Below are 17,313 nucleotides of genomic sequence, written 5' to 3' on the forward strand. Positions count from 1 at the left end.
ATGAATATCAAGAATAACATCACGAATCTCCGGCAAACTTTGCCGCCGGGCTGTCGTTTGGTGGCCGTCAGCAAGACCCAACCCCTGGATAAGATCCAGGAGGCGTACGCTTCCGGACAACGGGACTTTGGCGAGAACCGTGTGCAGGAGCTTACCAGCAAGTACGAACAGCTCCCCCAGGACATTCACTGGCACCTGATCGGCCACCTGCAAACGAACAAGGTAAAATACATCGCGCCTTTTGTATCACTCATACACTCCGTCGACAGCCCCCGCCTGCTCGAAGAGATCAACAACCAGGCTGGCAAGGCTGGACGTGTCATCGACTGCCTGTTGCAGTTACACATAGCCCAGGAGGAGACCAAATACGGCCTGACCGAAGAGGAAGCCCGCACGCTGATCACCTCACCGGCATTGCGCAACTATCAACACATTCGCATTCAAGGGCTCATGGGCATGGCCTCCCTCACCGACAACACGGAACAGGTGCGCCGGGAGTTCCGCTCGCTCAAAACCTTCTTCGATCGCCTGCAGCAGGAAAACCTGCCGCCCAATACCACCATGACGATCCTGTCCATGGGCATGAGCAGCGACTATAAAATTGCCATAGAAGAAGGTAGTACGATGCTCCGCATCGGAACATCGCTATTCAAAACAACCTGATGCTATCTTTACACCAGCAACGCAGGCGCTAACCGCCGCATACTTTTACATTTACCGACTGTATATGAATCATCGTACAACCTTACTGGCCGCCGCCCTGCTCGGTTTCGCCGGCGTCAGCCTGGGCGCCTTCGGAGCGCATGCGCTAAAGCCCTTCCTGGTACAAGCCGGCCGTTTCGACACGTTCGAGCTGGCCACGCGATACCAGTTTTACCACGCCCTGGCCCTGCTGGGCGTGGGCATCCTGCAACTAACCTACCCAGGCAAGAAGCTGCGCCACGCGGCGCTCTTCCTGCTCCTCGGCGTATTGCTCTTCAGTGGCAGCCTGTACATGCTGTGCTTCTTCCAGCCCGGTATATTCGGACCAATCACTCCGGTGGGTGGTATCTTGCTCATCACCGGCTGGGTGTTTGTCTTTCTGGCGGTATACACCCGCGACGGACAAACCCGCTAAAAACAGCAGAGGCTCCCATCGGGAGCCTCTGCTTTGAATGCTTTTTAGAAACGAGCGCTTATTGAGGCTGTTTCTTTTCGGATACCTGTGCGGTAAAGGAGATTTTTGCTTCGTCAGGGTTCGCGGCGTTTGATACAACCGTAACAACCTTGTCCTGGCGACCGATTTTACCGGCGCTGTTGAAAGCCACTACAATTTCGCCTTTACCACCCGGTTGAATCGGATCACGAGGCCAGCCTTTCGGCGTTGTGCAACCGCACGTTACTTGTACGTTGGTAAGGATCAACGGTTCAGTACCCGTGTTGGTGAACTTGAAGGTCTCCTCTACTTTGTCGCCTTGTACGATCTCACCGAAATCATGCGTTTTCTTCTCAAACGTGATCACGGGGCCGCTTACTTTTTTAGTGCTTGCCTGTTGCGCATAAGCACCGGCGGCAAAGGCCACCATTACTATCAGAAACAGATACTTCTTCATACGCTATTTTTTTTCAAATTTAACTAGTTCATACCAACAATGCTGCCAGAATGATCGAAATTTCTGACTTTCTGCCGTGCTTTGCTACGCGGTAGCGGAAAACACTGAGCGAAATTGTTATGGACGGAGAAATAGCCCGGGTCTACGGAAACCGGCTACGTGTGCGGGTTTGCGGCCTGTGCTGGCAGGATGACAACCTGCTGGTGGTCTGCCACCGCGGGGTGTCGGCCAACGGCTTCTGGGCTCCACCCGGCGGCGGCCTCGAAACCGGTGAAACACTGGAAGATGCCCTCGTGCGCGAATTCCTCGAAGAGACCGGCCTGCACGTACTCCCCGGCCGTTTTCTCTTTGGTTGCGAATTCCTCCACCCACCCCTCCACGCGCTGGAGCTGTTTTTCGAAGCCACGATAACCGGAGGCACCCTGCGCGTAGGCGACGACCCCGAGCTCCCCCTCCTGACCGATGCCGCTTTCCTGCCGGTCACAACACTTGCAGGTAAAGCCACCCCCGATGCACATGGCATTTTCCGCCTGGCCGGCACGGCCGCCGAAGTGCGTAAACTGTGTGGTTTTTACAGGATTTAATCGGCGAGCCACCCACCCCAACTTGTGATTTCCCCGCTAAAATCTTTATTATTGCAAAGAACCCATCCCAAAACGCGCCACAAGCGGAAAACAGGAAGACATTGCAACCATCCACACTTCACTATAAGCTCATAAAAAAAGTCAGGGACGAGCGTTTCGATGAGGAATCTATTCATCAATACCATCTGCTGATCCAACTGGGCACCCGCGACTTTCAAATCCTTGTGGTCGACCCCTACGATAACCGCGCCTTGTTGCTGGAAGACTTTGTTCTCCCCAACCTCACCTCACACGAGGCGCTGTTGCAGCTCCTCGATCAACTGTTCGACTCACACGCGGTACTCAAAGCAGGGTTCTGGAAAAAGATCAAAATCTCGATCAAGAATCAAAAATTCGTACAAGTACCCGTGGCGTTGTTTGCAGAAGAATCGATGGAAGACTACCTGAAATTCAACGCGCACGTGGATCCCGACCGTGAAGACCTTCTGGCGACGTACAACCCCACGGCGCAAGCGGTAACCGTTTTTGCCATCAACAAAGACCTGCACCGCTGGCTGCTTAACATGTACCCCAGCAACCCGCCCGTGTTCACACACCAGTCGGCCGCGCTGATCGAAGGCACACTGTCATCATCTCAGGACCGCGAAGACACACCCCTCTATATTTACGTAGATCGGTTCAAGCTCCATATACTCGTCTGCAAAGACGGTAAGTTGATGTACTATAATCAGTTTGCGATTAAGGAGTTTTCCGACTATATCAAATACATCATGCTGGTCATGAAAGCTCTTAACCTGAACCAGCAAACAAGCCAGGTAATTCTCTGGGGGTACATCGGCAAGAACTCGCCGCATTACCACGAGTTCTACAAGTATATCAGCAACGTCTGGTTTGGAAGCCGGCCTGCCACCATGCAGTTCAGCTATATGTTTGACGACATCCAGGACCACCATTACTTTGATCTTTACAGCGTGCACCTGATGCCGTAATTTCCGTACCGTTATGAATAAACGCATTGCGCTTTTCCCCGGTTCCTTCGATCCCTTCACCAGGGGCCACGAAGACATCGTCCTCCGCGGGTTGCAAATGTTTGATGAGATCATCATCGCCATCGGCTACAACAGCCAGAAAAGCAACCGGTATTTCCCGATCGAAAAAATGATCGTCAACATCAACGAGGCGTTCCAGCAATATCCCAATATCACAGTCCTCACCTATTCCGAGCTCACGGCCGAGTTGGCGCGCAAACACAACGCCCACTTCCTGCTACGTGGCCTGCGCAACACCACGGACTTCGAATACGAAAACAGCATCTCGCAGGTAAACCGGCAGCTGTACGACGAGCTCGAGTCGGTGTTCCTCATCACCACACCGCAATTGGCATGGATCAGCTCGTCCATCATCCGCGAAGTACACAAGTACGGCGGCGATGTATCGCAGTTCCTACCCTATAAATTATAAGATTCTCCCGGCTCCGCAAATTAGCGGGGTGTCGACTTTACCTCGAGCGAGGCATAGTATTGTTCAAAGACGTAGTTGATGGACTTATACGAATGCTCCAGCGCGTGGTATACCTCCTTGCTGTTCATCCAGCGAACCTCTTCAATATCTTCGTCCACTGCCGGGCGCATGCGCGAGTCGTCGACAATATCCATGATAAACCAACGCGTCTTTTTTAAGAAGGCGTTCTTGTTCATGGTATAGGTGTGCCAGGTCGTGCAGACCTTCGGGCCGAGCTTAACGGATACGTTGCACTCCTCCTCCACTTCGCGTACGGCAGTTGTACGGTTGCGTTCGCCTTTTTCCTTCTTACCCTTCGGCAAATCCCACTTTTTCATGCGGTAGATCATCAGGAACTTATCTTTCTTCCGGATCAGTCCGCCGGCGGCTTTTACCACCTTAAACCGGCTGCGCAGATAGTCCTTGATACCCGCATAGTCCGTCACGGAAAGTGCCAGCGAAAGCACATTGGTCGGAACCTTCGAATCAAGAAAACCGATGATCGCATCAAAGTCGCGATCGGTAACATTTTTGATCCATACGTGGTGGATCAGATCCGCAGGCGTCAAAGGTCTCACAGCGGCATCGGCAGTCGAGTTGATCCGGCCGCCATCGGGCATTTCGTCGCTTTTAAGTATCCGGACGGGAATGTCGTTAATAAAAATGATCATGGCCGTTTCCTTTTTACACCTTCCATTCAGCGCAAAAGAATAAAATATTCGTAAGGAGACAAGCGGTTGCGAAAAAGATTTTTGGCAGTACCTTCGCGCCCATGGCAACGACCGTACACGTACAAGAGCAAACAGCAGCCTCCGTAGCGTCTATGCTGCTGGAAATCCAGGCTATTAAGCTGAACACCGAAAAACCCTTTACCTGGGCATCAGGCTGGAAATCGCCGATCTATTGCGACAACCGCCTGTCCCTTTCCTTCCCGGCCATCCGCACCGCCATCCGCGACGGCCTCGTACAGGCCATTCGTGCAAAGTTTCCCAGCGCCGAAGCCGTCGCCGGGGTAGCCACCGCCGGCGTGCCGCAAGGCGCCCTGGTAGCCGACGTGCTGCAGCTGCCATTCGTCTATGTGCGTCCGAAGCCAAAAGACCACGGCATGGAAAACCTCATTGAAGGAAAAGTGGTCAAAGGCCAGCGCGTCGTCGTGATCGAAGACCTCATCTCCACCGGTGGCAGCTCACTCAAAGCCGTACAGGCCCTGCGCGATGCCGGATTTGACGTATTGGGCATGGTGTCCATCTTCACATATGGCTTCGAAGTGGCCGTAAGCAACTTCCGGGAAGCAAACGTGCCATTGGTAAGCCTTAGCGACTATAGCAGCCTGATTGCATACGCATCCGCCCACAACCTCATTTCCTCGGACCAGATCACCTCGCTAAAGGCCTGGCGCGTAGACCCCGCCAACTGGCGTGCCATACCCTAAACATTATAAAGGCTGCTGACACACCTTTGTCACCCCCGGGCATGTTATTTGACCTTTGGAATTTAAACCAAAACTCAAATACCATGGAAACAAAAGAAATTGCAAACCGCCTGGCAAGCTACTGCCGCAAAGGTGATTGGGACGGCGCCCAGAAAGAACTGTACGCCGACAATGCTAAAAGCATCGAGCCGTACGCTACACCTGCTTTTTCCAAAGAAACCGTCGGCTTGAAGGCCATTCTGGAAAAAGGCAAAAAATTCGATAACATGGTGGAGCAGGTGCACGGCATCGATGTTTCTGATCCGCTGGTCGCCGGCAACACCATTGCCTTTACCATGGCCATGGACGTAACCATGAAAAACCAGCCGCGTATGACCACGCCTGAACTATGCGTATACCAGGTAAAAGATGGCAAGATCGTATCCGAAGAGTTCTTCGTATAACGTACTTCCAACAATAGCAACAAAGCGCTTCCCGGCAATACCGGGAAGCGCTTTGTATTTTCACGGGATCAACGTTGTCGTGCGAGCCACGCCAGAATATAGTCGGCATCTTCCTGCCACGTAGGCTGCCCTAATACAAAATGATTCCGCCCGGCAAATTCTTTATACTCCGTTACCGATCCGTTCTGCGCATAGCGTTTGAAGTTGCGATAGTTCAGGTGTGCCGGTATGATCGTATCTTCCGATCCCGACGTGAGCAGCAGCGGTGCATGCGGCTTGTCAAAATCTACTTTCGCCACGCGCGTCAGACCACCACGCGCCGCAGTCTTCGACTCGGGAATAACGTTTGCCTGATATGCCCTTTGCTGCTCGGCCAACGGCATGCCATTAACAAAAGCATACTGCCAATCTTTGAACGACATCAGGTAAGTCTCGCGCAAAGAGGTGAACAGACCCAACGCTTTCCATCCTGCACGCAAAAAAGAAAACTCATAGGGAATCACACCCAACGGTGGCACGGGGTGAATAGCAACACCGGCAGCCGCCAGCCCGCGATTCACGATCACTTGCGTGATCAGTCCCCCCAGCGAATGACCGATTACAATGGGCCTTTCTTGTAAGCTTTGTACAATGGCCGCATAGTGATCAATCACTTCGCCCAGCGTCAGCGTTGCCAGCTCGACATCGTGCGGATGTCGTTGCCGCAATACATCGGGCGGCCCATCTTTAAAAGGCCACGGGGGGGCCAGGCACATAAACCCCTTGCTTTCAAAATAATCTTTCCAGGGATCCCAGCCGAGATGCGTAACAAAAGCACCGGTGATAAAAACAACGGTTCTCGCATGAATATTCATAACACGTAGGTAGATAGGTTCTGCTAAATGTAAGCAGTTAATCTCTTTCTTTCCTACAGGCTTATGCCCTCGATACGATCATCGGTGCGCAGTTCTTTTCTTCAATCGTTTACAACGACAACAATACCGTATATATCCGGTGTTGCATAAGCGCATTACTTCTCCACGTATTGCTGAAGCAGCTTGCCGATAAGCTCCGTCCATCCTCCGGCAAAGCTCTCTTTGGCAAAGTCCGGGTTGTTTTGGGGAAACGACTCGAGCCCTGCATGAGTCAGTTTCACACGCGTCTGCTTCCCCTCGGAAAAAAGCTCAAACGTAACGGTCGAATAACCGGGATAATTCTCGTATGTCCACGTGTGCGTGAGCTTCTTCTGTGGAATTACTTCCAGAATCTTGCAGCGATGAATGTACTGCTCGCCTTTGTGACCTTTGCCGGCAAAGGTGAACTCAAACCCTACCTCGGGCTTGAACTCATCCAACACAAAGTACCATTCCTTCATTTGATCTTTATCCGTAAGCGCCCTCCAAACCTTCTCCACGGGCGCGTTGTAAGTACGTTCAATAATAAAAGGCTGATCGTTTTTTTCCATAACAGACGCGTTAATGATTTAGTCGATTCAATAACGAAAATATATGAAACTATTCGGTTACACAAATAAAGTGATAAAAAAAACGGCAACCTGAAACAAACCCAGGCTGCCGCGCATAATTTGGTAGGAAGGACCTACTTATCCCACCAAACAGCTGTGTTGATATTGTCCTCACCCTGGGTGGTAACGGTCGCGCGCCAGTTCACCCCATTTACAGATTGCTCGATCTGGGGATACGCAAACCGCACTGGAATTTTATCATCGTTCAGGTTACTTACACCCGGCTGTAACGCCGGGATACCCGTACGACGCCAGTCGTACCAGGCCTCCAGACCGTTGAAAAACAAGGCAATCCACTTTTGCGTACCGATCTTCCGAAGCTTCTCCTCCTGCGTGCCGGTATACGCAACCGCCGTCTGCGTGAAATAACCCGCTGGCAACGTCAGGTCGGTGCCGTAAGAAGCTGGAACCGTCTCCGCATAATAATCCACATTGGCTTGTATCCCGGCGGTATAGTAAGCCTCGGCATCACCCGTAGTGATCATGTTGCGCTCCCGCGCTTCCGCCAGAATGAACTGCAACTCGGCATAAGTCATCAGTAGACCCCGCGCCACATTCGCCAGCGGCGCAGCCTCGCCCTCGTCGTTACACAACAGGCACGCATACGCAAGGCCCAGACGCGAAACGCCCAACGGACCACCGTTGTAATCCAGTGCTTTGGTATCTTCCAACCCATTGGGAATACCCGCAATCACGGGCGCACCCGCCTTGACAGACTTCTCCGTAGGACGCGCAAATACCTCCAACCGGGGATCGTTCGTCGCGGCAAGCACATCGCCCAGCGTTTTGCTCAACCTAAACTCATCAAATGATCCCACACGCGCGTTGTACAGCGGCCACTGATTCGGTGGCGACTCCAGATATTCCAGCACCGCATGGTCGGCGTTCGATTCAAATACCGGGTAGGAAACCGGATCGTTCACAATGGCCGCCATCTCTTCGTTCACGTCGAGCTTCCCCGACAACCGTAGCAGATAGCGCAGCCGCAGAGAATTGGCAAGCTTCCGCCACGACAGGATAGCGTCGCCGCCACCGCCATACAGAATGTCTCCCGCCAGAATTTCTTTACTGGTACCTAGAATCCCGTTCGCCATACGCAAGTCGGCCAGAATAGCCGCATAAACATCCTCTTGGCTATCGTACACCGGCTGGTATAAAGCCTGCTTCCCTTGCAACGACTGGGTATACGGCACATCGCCGTAGGCGTCAGTCACCAGCGAATACATCCATGCCCGCAGTACCAAAGCGACCCCAAGGTAATTGTTCTGTACAGGTTCCGACTCCTCCGCTGATTGGATGATATTTTGTAAATCGCGCAGGTTGCCATACACGCTGTTCCAGATCCGCGTGCGGTCGCCCCACAGGTAACGGTCTTCATTCACAAACTGTACCTTGGCGGTGTGTTGTACCACGATGTTGCCAATGCTCCACGCCTCGTTTACCTGGTCGTTCATGGTGTTACGAATCACGCCCGACAGCAGAAGCTCCGGCGGTACCGCAGCGGGTACATTGTTGTTCGTATTGACCTCTTCAAAATCTTTCGTACAGGCTGCCGCGGCCAACAGGCAGACAAAGAACAAAGTTACTTTTGCAATGTTTCTCATAACTAATATTGAAAATGCCGTGAGTTAAAACGTAATACCGATGTTGACACCATAGCTCCGCGAAGATGGGATAGACATGTATTCAATGCCCGGCAAAGCTGTGCCGCCAGAATACGACATGACCTCCGGATCGACATGCGGAACATCCGTCCACAATGCCAGATTTCTGCCCACCAGTGCAACACTCACTTTCCGGAAAGGGGTATTCTTGAAAAGACGATCCGGCAGCTGGTAACCCAGTTGCAATTCGCGCAGCTTCACAAACGACGCATCGTAGACCACGCCTTCCGCAATGGTTCTCCCGCCCGTCCAGGCCGAATGCCACTGACGAGGCTGGATGCGGTTGTCGTTCGGACGAAAGCTGCCGTCCGAGTTTTGCTCGACGCCCTTGCCCACCACATACGTGCCCTCAGGCGCGTTCAACAACTCGGGATCGTTGTCGACAGCCGACTGCGGATAATAACCGTTCTCGCGACCTTCCAGGGTCTCTTCAATGATACCACCCTCACGTCCCACGACCTGCGTCTGTGAATATAACTCGCCACCATGGCGGATGTCGAATAGAAAGCTCAACCGCAGACCCTTAAACGTAAACGTGTTGTTTATACCAGCCAGCCAGTCGGGATTATAGTTACCGAGTTTGATCTTGTCGGTCGTGGCAACCGGACGGCCCTTCTCGAATACCATTTGACCAGTATACGTGCCCGTAGCATCGTAGTAGGGTTTGGTATCGTCCGTACTCTGTACACGCGCAAAGCCGAGACCGTACAAGTCACCCATCCGCTCACCTACACGGGCTTCGATCGTTACGCCGCGGTCGGCCATGACCAGGTTCGTCAAACCGTCCGAGAGAGAGCCGATACGGCTTCGGTTAACGGAGAAGTTTAAATCCAGATTCCACTGAAACCCATTATTAAGTTTCACCGGCGTGGTGTTGAGCATAATTTCGACGCCGTAGTTCTTTATTTCTCCGGCGTTGACACCACGCTTCGCATAACCCGTCGCCATGGAGATCGGAATGTCGATAATCTGGTTCTTGGTAACCGTGCGATAGTACGTAACGTCAAGGCCTATACGCCCGCCAAAAAAACGCACATCCACGCCTGTTTCGTACGACGTGCTGATCTCGGGCTTCAGGCTATAGTTCGCCAGACGATCTGTTTCGCCATACACCTGCGTAGACCCGAACGGGTCAGACGGATTGAACGATTGCGAAAAAGTGAACGCATCCGTGTCATTGCCGATCTGCGAAAGTGCCACGCGTGCCTTGGCAAAAGAAATAAAGTCAGGAAGCTCCACCATGTCTGAAATCACACCGCTCAGCGCCGCCGAAGGATAGAAATACGAGTTGTCCTCCGACCCGATGCCGGCAGCTTTCAATACTTCCGGAAGCGTAAGCGCACTGGACCAATCGTTGCGGGCGGTCAAATCCAGGAAGAGCACACTACGGTAGCCCAACTGCACGGAAGCATATAAGCTGTTGATATACTTTTTGGTGTCCGTCTGCGATGTTTGCAACGGCGCCCGAAAGTTGGTTAAATTATAGATGCCCGGAATGTTCAGCTGCGGGGCATTCACCTCTAGAAATTCAGACTTCTGACGAAGTTGGTTTCCACCCGCCGTCACCGTCAGGCTCAGCTGCGAAGGAATGATATCGCGATTCATCGTCAGCAGGAAGTCGGAGTTCCGCTCTTCCGTAACAACCTTCTGCTCACGATACTGCCCGAACGGAAAACGCTGTGTGCTGAACGCCCGACGGAATTGCCGGCGCTCATTGGCATAATCTGTAGCCGTGCGAAGCTGCAGACTCAGCCAGGGCGTAAAGTCGTACTTCAGTGAAACATTGCCGATCAGCCTATCGACATCTTGCCCGTTCGTATTTTCATACATCGTGAAGTAGGGATTGTCATGGTAATTGTAGTTCCAGTTATATTGCTTCAGCCCCTCCTGGCCGGGCATCCAATAATCCCGCAGCGATGACATGTTGACCGAACGTGGAAACCAGCAATTAAACAGGTACATGATATTCTCCGTACCATAACTGATGGACGGCCGGTTGTCGCTCTCACTTTTAATATAGCTCACAAAGGCGCGGGCCGAAAACTTCTCGGTTAGATGATAGCCACCACCAAAAGAAATCGTGCTCCGGCGCAAATCCGTATTCGGAACAATACCCGTCTGATCCAGGTTGGTATAGGACAACCGAAAATCACCTTTATCGTTACTGCCGACAAGCGCAACGTTGTTCGTCAGCGTCCTCCCAGTCTCGAAAAAATTCTTGATGCCGTCCTTGTCGTTCAACCACGGCGTCGCCGTGATAACGCTGCCGTCAGGCGCATTCAAATCGCCTCCGCGACTGTCAATCGGCTGCCCGTTCAGCGTACGTGGCGAATTGAACTGCGGGTACAACTGGCCGTTAAACGCCGGTCCCCAGCTTTCATCCGTGCCATCGGTATTGCCGGCGCCGCCACCGTTGACGAAAGCGAAGTCGCCGCCATTGCCGTTACCCTGCCCATACACGTTTTGGTAGTCAGGCAGTCGCAGCACCGACTCAAACGTGGTGTTGGAATTCAACTCCACACCAATACCCTTCGTACCCTTCCCAGACTTTGTTTTGATAAGAATCACACCGTTAGCCGAACGGCTTCCATACAGTGCCGCAGCCGCCGCACCTTTTAGAACCGTCATCGATTCAATATCATCCGGATTAATAAATCCTGCGCCGTTGCCGAAATCCACTTCCAGGTTGCCCTTGCCAGACGCACCCGTAAACCCGTTGCTGATCGGCACGCCGTCTACAACGTAGAGCGGCTGGTTCTTGTCCAGCAATACCGAGCGCTCGCCACGAATGGTCACACGAGCCGACCCACCAATACCCGACGGACTGCCAATCACCGTAACCCCAGCTACCTTACCGGCAAGCTGATTGACAACGTTTGTCTCCCGCGCGGTCGTCAGCGATTCTGAACCGATACTTTGCACGGAATACCCGAGGGCCTTTTTATCTTTCTCGATACCGAGTGCCGTCACCACAATCTCCGTAAGTTGCTCCGCATCCGGGGCCAGCACAACATCGATAGAAGCCCGGCCGTTCAGTGCAACCTCCTGAGACTGAAAACCGACAAATGAAAAAATCAGGATATCTTGTTCACCGGCCGTCACGGTATAATTTCCACTAGCATCAGAAACAGTGCCTTGCCCGGCACCCTTCACCAAAACATTAACACCCGGTAACGGCGATTGATCTTCTCCTGAAACAATTTTTCCGGACACAGTACGCTGTGCAAAAGTGGTGTGCGTCACCGCGACCATCGCAAAAAACAGAAGCGGAAAGACAAATCGCTTCCACACAATAAATTCTTTCGATATAGATCTAAACATACGGGGGGTTTAAGAGATGTAAACCCCAAAGATCAACGATAACTTTGATGAAGCCTTTAGCCCAACGTTACCGAAGAATTAACAAGTACACCACATCGACCTCGTCCTTTCACGATTCTATAATCTGTGCGCCGTGTGATATATAGTTTATCCGCACAACCGGGTATCATCCGGAAGCGAGCTGCGATCGATCGCGATAGGCAGCGGTCCGTCGATATAGTGTTGCACAACTGCCAGCAACCGCTTCACATCAATCGGTTTCTCCAGGTAACAATCCACACCCGCAGCTTTCGCACGCGCCTGGCTGTCACTGCCCGAGATCATCACGATCGGCACACGCCGTCCGCCTGACTTCAGTCGTAAATACTTGCTGACGGCAATGCCGTCGATCACGTCCATATTTTTATCCAATATAAAAAGGTCGGGGTCTCCATGCAGGCCGTCGACGATGGCCATGGCGCTGGGCAGCCCCAGCACTTCGTAGCCCTTGTCTTGCAAGACCTTGCATAAGATCGAGAGCATATCCTGGTCATCCTCCACAATCAGGATCTTTTTCTTCCGGGAGGTACCGGCATCTGCCGGGCTAGGTTCCGGTGAAGTTGTTACAGAGAGTTTTCGTTCGCGCATAATCATTTTCGCCGGCGTAACATTTATAAATACCCTGCCACCGGGACAACCGCCCTAAGACACAACACGCACGATCAAATTGGGTAAACGAAGGGACAGAATCAATTCAATGCAGCCTCCACATAAGGCCAGAAAACAATCACCCCCATAACGACAGCCATTGCCGATGCCACCACCACCGCGCCCGCCGCCAGGTCTTTCACCTTGCCGGCCAGTGGATGCCGCTCACGCGTCACGAGGTCAACTAAATTTTCGAGGGACGAATTGACAACTTCCAGACTCAACACCAACGCTATATTGAACAATAAGACACACCACTCCAGTCGCGTGATGGAAAAATAAAAGCCAGCCGCCAGCACCAGCAACGCCATGCCCAGCTGTAGGCGAAAGTTCCGGCCGACAAAAGCAGCCTGGAGCCCTTGCAGCGCATACCGTACACTTTGTAGAAAGGTATTCATGATAACATCAGTGCTTCCTCAATCGCCCGGTCCAGCAATATACCGCGCGCACCCGTAACCGGCGCAAAACCGCTATACTGCGATGCTTGCTGCCAGGCCGTCTCCAGGTGGAAATCCTGCTGCGCCACGCTGTAGGCAATTCTCTTTTCCATCAACCTGGCCGCCAGATATTCTTGTTCCGTCTGCCCGGGCGTCGGAACAAAAATAGCATTCCCCCCAACATGTGCCAGATCCATCACCGTGCTAAAACCACAGCGCGCCAACACGCAACGAGATGCCTCCAATGCCTCTTGTAAACCGTCACTTGCCAGGAAGTCCACCACCGCTGCCCGCGTTTCCAACGGCGGCATCTTTCGCCCACCTGGCAACCCGCGTACAATCAATACGCGCAGCGCGCTGCGATTTATTTGCTCCGTAACCGTCTGCTCCAGCAACGTACGCTGCGGCTCAGGCCCGGAGAACACACACACGAGGTCATAACGTTTCTCCCGCGGCACGGCCGGCGACAGTCGTGACAGCGCACCAATATAACGATGCGTGGTATCGCGGATGGGCTCACCACACTCCACCAGCTTTCCCGCCAGGCTCGCCTCACCCGGGTAATCCGGCAACCAGCAACGCGTGAACCGTTTTATGCTCCGCTGATTCATACGCGCCACGATAGAGGCCAGCCATCCAAAGCGACGCGGCATGAGGATCGTACATTGATGCGTAATAAAGATACTGGGCACCAATGCCGACCAGCATCCATACCGGTTGTCGGCAATGACCAGGTCCACCGACTGCTCGCGCACGAGCCGCTCCACGGCCACATGCTCGCGGCGAATCACGGTGAGAAATTTGGGAAGCTGTAGCGCCATCGCCCGAACCATCGAGCCACCCGTTGCCGGATAGCGAGGTTGATAAGCCGGCAACACTGCATAAAATAAGGAAGGAAACTCCTGCCGTAGCAGCTGCAGGGAATCACCGCTGCCGGCCAACAACACCGTACAACCCCTGGCCTGCAGCGCGCGGATAATCGGAATGCAACGCGTGGCATGTCCCAGGCCCCAATCCAGCGGTGCAACCAGCACACGCTTCATTCGTTCAACGATTTAAAACTATACCCCTCCCCTGCCAACTGCTCCAGCAGGCGCGGCAATGCGTAGGTCATATTCTTCTCAGCCTTCAGGCTGTCGTGAAATACTACAATCGAGCCCGGGCGAACAGCCCCCAACGTATTGCGCAGGCAACGCTCCGCAGGCAGTGACTTGTCATAGTCCACCGACAGCACATCCCACATAATAATGCGATAGTCGCGCAGGTGTTGAATCTGGCTCCGTGTAATACGGCCATACGGCGGCCGGAACAAATGCTTCGCAGCCTGCATGCTGCCGGGCGCAAGAGCCTCCGCGCAAGCCTGTATATTTTGCAGGTAGTGATGCGTGGGAGTCTTCCAGCCGTTCAGGTGATTGAAGGTATGATTACCAACAGCATGTCCAGCCGCGACCAATTGGCTAAAGACAGCGGCATGCCGGCGCACATTGTCGCCGATGCAAAAAAACGTAGCCTTGGCGCGGGCGGCCGCCAACGTATCTAAAACAAACTCGGTGGGTCCTGGCACGGGGCCATCGTCGAAGGTAAGATATATCTCTTTCGCCTGCGTGGGCACGCGCCACTCCAGCGAAGGATATAACATCGGCAGAATAAACGGTGTGCGGTGTATCATGACTACCCCACGCGGCACGACAGGATCGTGATGTCGTCGTGGTATCCTTTGTTACCCTTAAACTCGTCCAGCGCTACGATAATGTCCTCGTGGATCTTCTTCAGATCACGCGTGTAGATATGATCGCTCTGGAAGTATTTCAGCAACGTCTCGACGCCAAATTCGCGGCCCGCTTCATTGGTGGTTTCCGTCAGGCCGTCGGTATAACAGAAGATCAGGAAGTCGTCGATGTCGGTCAGAAACCCTTCGTTGAGGAAGGGCAACGGGTCCATCGCGCCCAGTACCGTCGAGCCATCTTCCAACAGGCGAATACCATGCTGGCGATCCCACAGAATGGGCGGGTTGTGCCCGGCGTTCACATACACCATCGTCTTGAGCCGGATGTCATAGATGGCCGCAAAGAACGTGATAAACTTTTCGCCCTTGGTATTTTCGAGTACCTGGTAGTTAAGCGCTTCCACGATATCGGTCAGGTTCGGTGTTTGCCGCACCAGCGTACGCAACGATGCCTGGAAGTTCGACATCATCAACGCCGCCGGTATACCTTTACCACTCACATCCGCCACGCAAATCAGGAACTGATTTTTATTCATGGGAATGTAGTCGTAGTAATCGCCACCAATGCGGTCGTGCGGCAAATAGCTCGCCTCCACTTTCAGTACATCCGTGTTGGGTAGTTTCTTAGGAAACAAGAACTGCTGCACATCGCGCGCAATTTCCAGCTCCTTGCGCAGTGCCTCCTGCTCGAGCTGCTTGCGGGCCAGCTTCTTATTTTCAATGGCTACAATAATGATATTGCTCAGCGCCTGAATAAACCGGATACCGTCTTCGCTTTCATAACGCACATCGTACTGGTCGAGCCCACCCACAAACACCAGCGCCAGCGTTGTAGTCTTGTGCGCTACCGGCACGATAATATCAAACTCCGTAAACTCACAGTGCTTAAACTCGCGCAGGTGCGTAATGTCCTGAATGGTCTTGAACTCCGGCAGCAGCTTGATCTTGTAGTACGGATGTTTCGTGCCGAAGTGGGCCTTGCACTGCCAGTCTTCGTCGAACACAAACAACGCCAGTTTGGTAATATTGAGATTCGACCGGAGCGTGAAGTTATAGATCTTGTAAAGCGATTCTTCGGGCAGGTTGCTATTGATTGCCTGCGTGATTTCGAGCAGAGCATTCAGCTCCAGCTCCTTGATCTCAAATTGCTTCCGTATCTCGAGTTCCTCCATAACGTGTTGTACCGGTAAAGGTAAAGAATCCCATCAGCAATGCCCGTAAAAACTTCACATCTTTCTGCCCTTCCAGGTGTTCGGTAGGATGTTCGACAACAAGCCTGTGGCGATCACATACAAAGGGTACAATAGTTGTAATAACAGGAACGCCGGCCAATGCCAACGCACTCCCACGAACCGGGCTACCGGCCAGAGGAACCACGCATCCGCCAGGCACTTGCCCACCAGAAAGATTGCCGCAACACCTTGCAGTGTTCCTCCTGTCAGGACCAACACCAGGCTCGCACACGTCGTTACCTGAATCGCCCATACATACAACGCCACCAGCACTGTATACGCCGATGGATTATGCCGCCACTTACCCGCCCACCGCAGCCGCTGACGGGCAAAAGCACCCAGCGTCCGCGCCGCACGGGTAGTCACAACTGATTGAGGATGAGTGATAAAATACAGCGACCCGGGATAACGGGCGCCGATCTTGCGCAACAGAAATTCGTCATCGCCCGACGCCACATGAAAGTTGCCCGTATACCCGCCTACTTCCTGAAAAGTCACCTTACGGAAACCCAGGTTCGCGCCGTTGCACATGATGGGAAATCCCAACGCCATCGCCGCACCCGCCGAGCCGATCAAACTAAGAAACTCGATGGATTGTAACGTGGCGAAAAAAGTATCGGCCCGAATGGCCACCCCACCACACACCAGTTGCGTATGCGAGTCGGCAAACCGCGCCGTCAGCATCTGCAGCCACCCCGGCTGCACCCGGCAGTCCGCATCGGTGGTAACAATGATGCTCCCCGTGGCATGAAGGACGCCCGTCGTCAACGCAGACTTCTTCCCTTCTCCCGAGGCCGGAATACACCGGAACCGACTGTCTGCCTGTGCGATACTATCGGCAATGGCCACGGTCGCATCGTCAGAATGGTCGTCAACGACGATCACTTCAAAGTTCGTAGCCGTCTGGCGGGTTAAGTCTTGCAGCAGCATTTCCAGGCACCCCTGCTCGTTGCGGGCCGCAATCACCACCGACACCCGGTGTATGAGCGGCCGCGCCGGCCCCGGCGGAAGCGAAAACAACCGCCGCCACCCGAGGCAAAGCCCCAGGATGAAGCTCACATAGCTTCCCGCGAGGAATGCCAAAAGGTAAACCATGACGCAATTTCAATAATTTCCGGATTGCTGCCTATCTTGTCCCCGTGGGAAATATTATCACGGACAAAGTCATCTTAGGTGTCGATCCCGGCACAA

19 protein-coding genes are annotated in these 17,313 nt (G+C 53.2%); 7 read left to right on the top strand and 12 right to left on the bottom strand.

The features are described from left to right. Entirely contained in the window at nucleotides 1-663 is a 663-nt protein-coding gene (locus tag K7P01_RS26205) for a YggS family pyridoxal phosphate-dependent enzyme (RefSeq protein ID WP_267297560.1), read from the top strand. A gap of 64 nt (nucleotides 664-727) precedes the next feature. Then, a complete protein-coding gene (locus K7P01_RS26210) occupies nucleotides 728-1,117 on the top strand; it encodes a DUF423 domain-containing protein (RefSeq protein ID WP_267297561.1) in 390 nt (129 codons plus the stop codon). Between the two features lie 58 nt (nucleotides 1,118-1,175). Here the strand turns inward: K7P01_RS26210 and K7P01_RS26215 are convergent, their stop codons facing one another. Continuing rightward, nucleotides 1,176-1,592 carry a DUF1573 domain-containing protein gene (locus tag K7P01_RS26215; protein WP_254087308.1) on the bottom strand — a complete coding sequence of 139 codons (417 nt, stop codon included), beginning with the start codon at nucleotides 1,590-1,592 and terminating at the stop codon, nucleotides 1,176-1,178. Nucleotides 1,593-1,711: 119 nt separating this feature from the next. Between K7P01_RS26215 and K7P01_RS26220 the strand changes: the two genes are divergently transcribed. The 3 genes from K7P01_RS26220 to coaD all read left to right on the top strand — a co-directional run bounded on the left by K7P01_RS26220 (nucleotide 1,712) and on the right by coaD (nucleotide 3,637). Further along, nucleotides 1,712-2,176 (top strand): NUDIX domain-containing protein, encoded by a 465-nt coding sequence (locus K7P01_RS26220; protein WP_267297562.1) that lies wholly within the window; start codon nucleotides 1,712-1,714, stop codon nucleotides 2,174-2,176. A gap of 101 nt (nucleotides 2,177-2,277) precedes the next feature. Continuing rightward, complete coding sequence (locus K7P01_RS26225; protein ID WP_267297563.1) at nucleotides 2,278-3,165, top strand: DUF3822 family protein; 888 nt, start codon at nucleotides 2,278-2,280, stop codon at nucleotides 3,163-3,165. A 13-nt stretch (nucleotides 3,166-3,178) separates the two neighbouring features. Beyond that, nucleotides 3,179-3,637, top strand: coding sequence for a pantetheine-phosphate adenylyltransferase (gene coaD / locus K7P01_RS26230; RefSeq protein ID WP_267297564.1), 459 nt, complete (start codon nucleotides 3,179-3,181; stop codon nucleotides 3,635-3,637). A 20-nt stretch (nucleotides 3,638-3,657) separates the two neighbouring features. Here the strand turns inward: coaD and K7P01_RS26235 are convergent, their stop codons facing one another. Further along, complete coding sequence (locus K7P01_RS26235; protein WP_267297565.1) at nucleotides 3,658-4,347, bottom strand: NUDIX hydrolase; 690 nt, start codon at nucleotides 4,345-4,347, stop codon at nucleotides 3,658-3,660. 101 nt (nucleotides 4,348-4,448) lie between these two features. Between K7P01_RS26235 and pyrE the strand changes: the two genes are divergently transcribed. Both pyrE and K7P01_RS26245 read left to right on the top strand, forming a co-directional pair. After that, nucleotides 4,449-5,108, top strand: coding sequence for an orotate phosphoribosyltransferase (gene pyrE / locus K7P01_RS26240; RefSeq protein WP_267297566.1), 660 nt, complete (start codon nucleotides 4,449-4,451; stop codon nucleotides 5,106-5,108). 83 nt (nucleotides 5,109-5,191) lie between these two features. Beyond that, nucleotides 5,192-5,551 (top strand): nuclear transport factor 2 family protein, encoded by a 360-nt coding sequence (locus tag K7P01_RS26245; RefSeq protein ID WP_267297567.1) that lies wholly within the window; start codon nucleotides 5,192-5,194, stop codon nucleotides 5,549-5,551. Nucleotides 5,552-5,619: 68 nt separating this feature from the next. On the opposite strand, the gene K7P01_RS26250 is transcribed toward K7P01_RS26245, so the two are convergent. From K7P01_RS26250 to K7P01_RS26295, 10 genes are all read right to left on the bottom strand, one after another. Beyond that, on the bottom strand, nucleotides 5,620-6,405 hold the full coding sequence (locus K7P01_RS26250) for an alpha/beta hydrolase (RefSeq protein WP_267297568.1): 786 nt from the start codon (nucleotides 6,403-6,405) through the stop codon (nucleotides 5,620-5,622). Nucleotides 6,406-6,560: 155 nt separating this feature from the next. Beyond that, nucleotides 6,561-6,995, bottom strand: a complete 435-nt coding sequence (locus K7P01_RS26255) for an SRPBCC family protein (RefSeq protein WP_267297569.1) — start codon at nucleotides 6,993-6,995, stop codon at nucleotides 6,561-6,563. A 134-nt stretch (nucleotides 6,996-7,129) separates the two neighbouring features. After that, nucleotides 7,130-8,659, bottom strand: a complete 1,530-nt coding sequence (locus K7P01_RS26260; protein ID WP_267297570.1) for a SusD/RagB family nutrient-binding outer membrane lipoprotein — start codon at nucleotides 8,657-8,659, stop codon at nucleotides 7,130-7,132. Nucleotides 8,660-8,683: 24 nt separating this feature from the next. Then, nucleotides 8,684-12,040: a SusC/RagA family TonB-linked outer membrane protein gene (locus tag K7P01_RS26265; protein WP_267297571.1), complete on the bottom strand. Its 3,357-nt coding sequence runs from the start codon at nucleotides 12,038-12,040 to the stop codon at nucleotides 8,684-8,686. A 147-nt stretch (nucleotides 12,041-12,187) separates the two neighbouring features. Beyond that, on the bottom strand, nucleotides 12,188-12,667 hold the full coding sequence (locus K7P01_RS26270; protein ID WP_267297572.1) for a response regulator: 480 nt from the start codon (nucleotides 12,665-12,667) through the stop codon (nucleotides 12,188-12,190). Between the two features lie 101 nt (nucleotides 12,668-12,768). After that, complete coding sequence (locus K7P01_RS26275) at nucleotides 12,769-13,125, bottom strand: diacylglycerol kinase family protein (protein WP_267297573.1); 357 nt, start codon at nucleotides 13,123-13,125, stop codon at nucleotides 12,769-12,771. Then, nucleotides 13,122-14,207 carry a glycosyltransferase gene (locus K7P01_RS26280; protein WP_267297574.1) on the bottom strand — a complete coding sequence of 362 codons (1,086 nt, stop codon included), beginning with the start codon at nucleotides 14,205-14,207 and terminating at the stop codon, nucleotides 13,122-13,124. The genes K7P01_RS26275 and K7P01_RS26280 overlap by 4 nt, the downstream gene beginning before the upstream one ends. Next, nucleotides 14,204-14,833 (bottom strand): polysaccharide deacetylase family protein, encoded by a 630-nt coding sequence (locus K7P01_RS26285; protein ID WP_267297575.1) that lies wholly within the window; start codon nucleotides 14,831-14,833, stop codon nucleotides 14,204-14,206. Before K7P01_RS26285 ends, K7P01_RS26280 begins: the two co-directional genes overlap by 4 nt. Before the next feature lie 2 nt (nucleotides 14,834-14,835). Then, entirely contained in the window at nucleotides 14,836-16,062 is a 1,227-nt protein-coding gene (locus K7P01_RS26290; protein ID WP_267297576.1) for a GAF domain-containing SpoIIE family protein phosphatase, read from the bottom strand. A gap of 54 nt (nucleotides 16,063-16,116) precedes the next feature. Continuing rightward, nucleotides 16,117-17,217, bottom strand: a complete 1,101-nt coding sequence (locus K7P01_RS26295) for a glycosyltransferase (protein ID WP_267297577.1) — start codon at nucleotides 17,215-17,217, stop codon at nucleotides 16,117-16,119. Between the last annotated feature and the right edge of the window lie 96 nt (nucleotides 17,218-17,313).

The sequence above is a fragment of the Parachryseolinea silvisoli genome, assembly GCF_021190955.1.
Lineage (GTDB): Bacteria > Bacteroidota > Bacteroidia > Cytophagales > Cyclobacteriaceae > Ohtaekwangia > Ohtaekwangia silvisoli.

Bases quoted from the DNA above. Each gene is read 5' to 3' on its own strand.
- K7P01_RS26280 (WP_267297574.1), bottom strand. From the start codon at position 14,207: ATGAAGCGTGTGCTGGTTGCACCGCTGGATTGGGGCCTGGGACATGCC.
- K7P01_RS26295 (WP_267297577.1), bottom strand. From the start codon at position 17,217: ATGGTTTACCTTTTGGCATTCCTCGCGGGAAGCTATGTGAGCTTCATC.
- K7P01_RS26250 (WP_267297568.1), bottom strand. From the start codon at position 6,405: ATGAATATTCATGCGAGAACCGTTGTTTTTATCACCGGTGCTTTTGTT.
- K7P01_RS26245 (WP_267297567.1), top strand. From the start codon at position 5,192: ATGGAAACAAAAGAAATTGCAAACCGCCTGGCAAGCTACTGCCGCAAA.
- K7P01_RS26210 (WP_267297561.1), top strand. From the start codon at position 728: ATGAATCATCGTACAACCTTACTGGCCGCCGCCCTGCTCGGTTTCGCC.
- K7P01_RS26265 (WP_267297571.1), bottom strand. From the start codon at position 12,040: ATGTTTAGATCTATATCGAAAGAATTTATTGTGTGGAAGCGATTTGTC.
- pyrE (WP_267297566.1), top strand. From the start codon at position 4,449: ATGGCAACGACCGTACACGTACAAGAGCAAACAGCAGCCTCCGTAGCG.
- coaD (WP_267297564.1), top strand. From the start codon at position 3,179: ATGAATAAACGCATTGCGCTTTTCCCCGGTTCCTTCGATCCCTTCACC.
- K7P01_RS26290 (WP_267297576.1), bottom strand. From the start codon at position 16,062: ATGGAGGAACTCGAGATACGGAAGCAATTTGAGATCAAGGAGCTGGAG.
- K7P01_RS26205 (WP_267297560.1), top strand. From the start codon at position 1: ATGAATATCAAGAATAACATCACGAATCTCCGGCAAACTTTGCCGCCG.
- K7P01_RS26220 (WP_267297562.1), top strand. From the start codon at position 1,712: ATGGACGGAGAAATAGCCCGGGTCTACGGAAACCGGCTACGTGTGCGG.
- K7P01_RS26270 (WP_267297572.1), bottom strand. From the start codon at position 12,667: ATGCGCGAACGAAAACTCTCTGTAACAACTTCACCGGAACCTAGCCCG.
- K7P01_RS26255 (WP_267297569.1), bottom strand. From the start codon at position 6,995: ATGGAAAAAAACGATCAGCCTTTTATTATTGAACGTACTTACAACGCG.
- K7P01_RS26275 (WP_267297573.1), bottom strand. From the start codon at position 13,125: ATGAATACCTTTCTACAAAGTGTACGGTATGCGCTGCAAGGGCTCCAG.
- K7P01_RS26235 (WP_267297565.1), bottom strand. From the start codon at position 4,347: ATGATCATTTTTATTAACGACATTCCCGTCCGGATACTTAAAAGCGAC.
- K7P01_RS26215 (WP_254087308.1), bottom strand. From the start codon at position 1,592: ATGAAGAAGTATCTGTTTCTGATAGTAATGGTGGCCTTTGCCGCCGGT.
- K7P01_RS26260 (WP_267297570.1), bottom strand. From the start codon at position 8,659: ATGAGAAACATTGCAAAAGTAACTTTGTTCTTTGTCTGCCTGTTGGCC.
- K7P01_RS26285 (WP_267297575.1), bottom strand. From the start codon at position 14,833: ATGATACACCGCACACCGTTTATTCTGCCGATGTTATATCCTTCGCTG.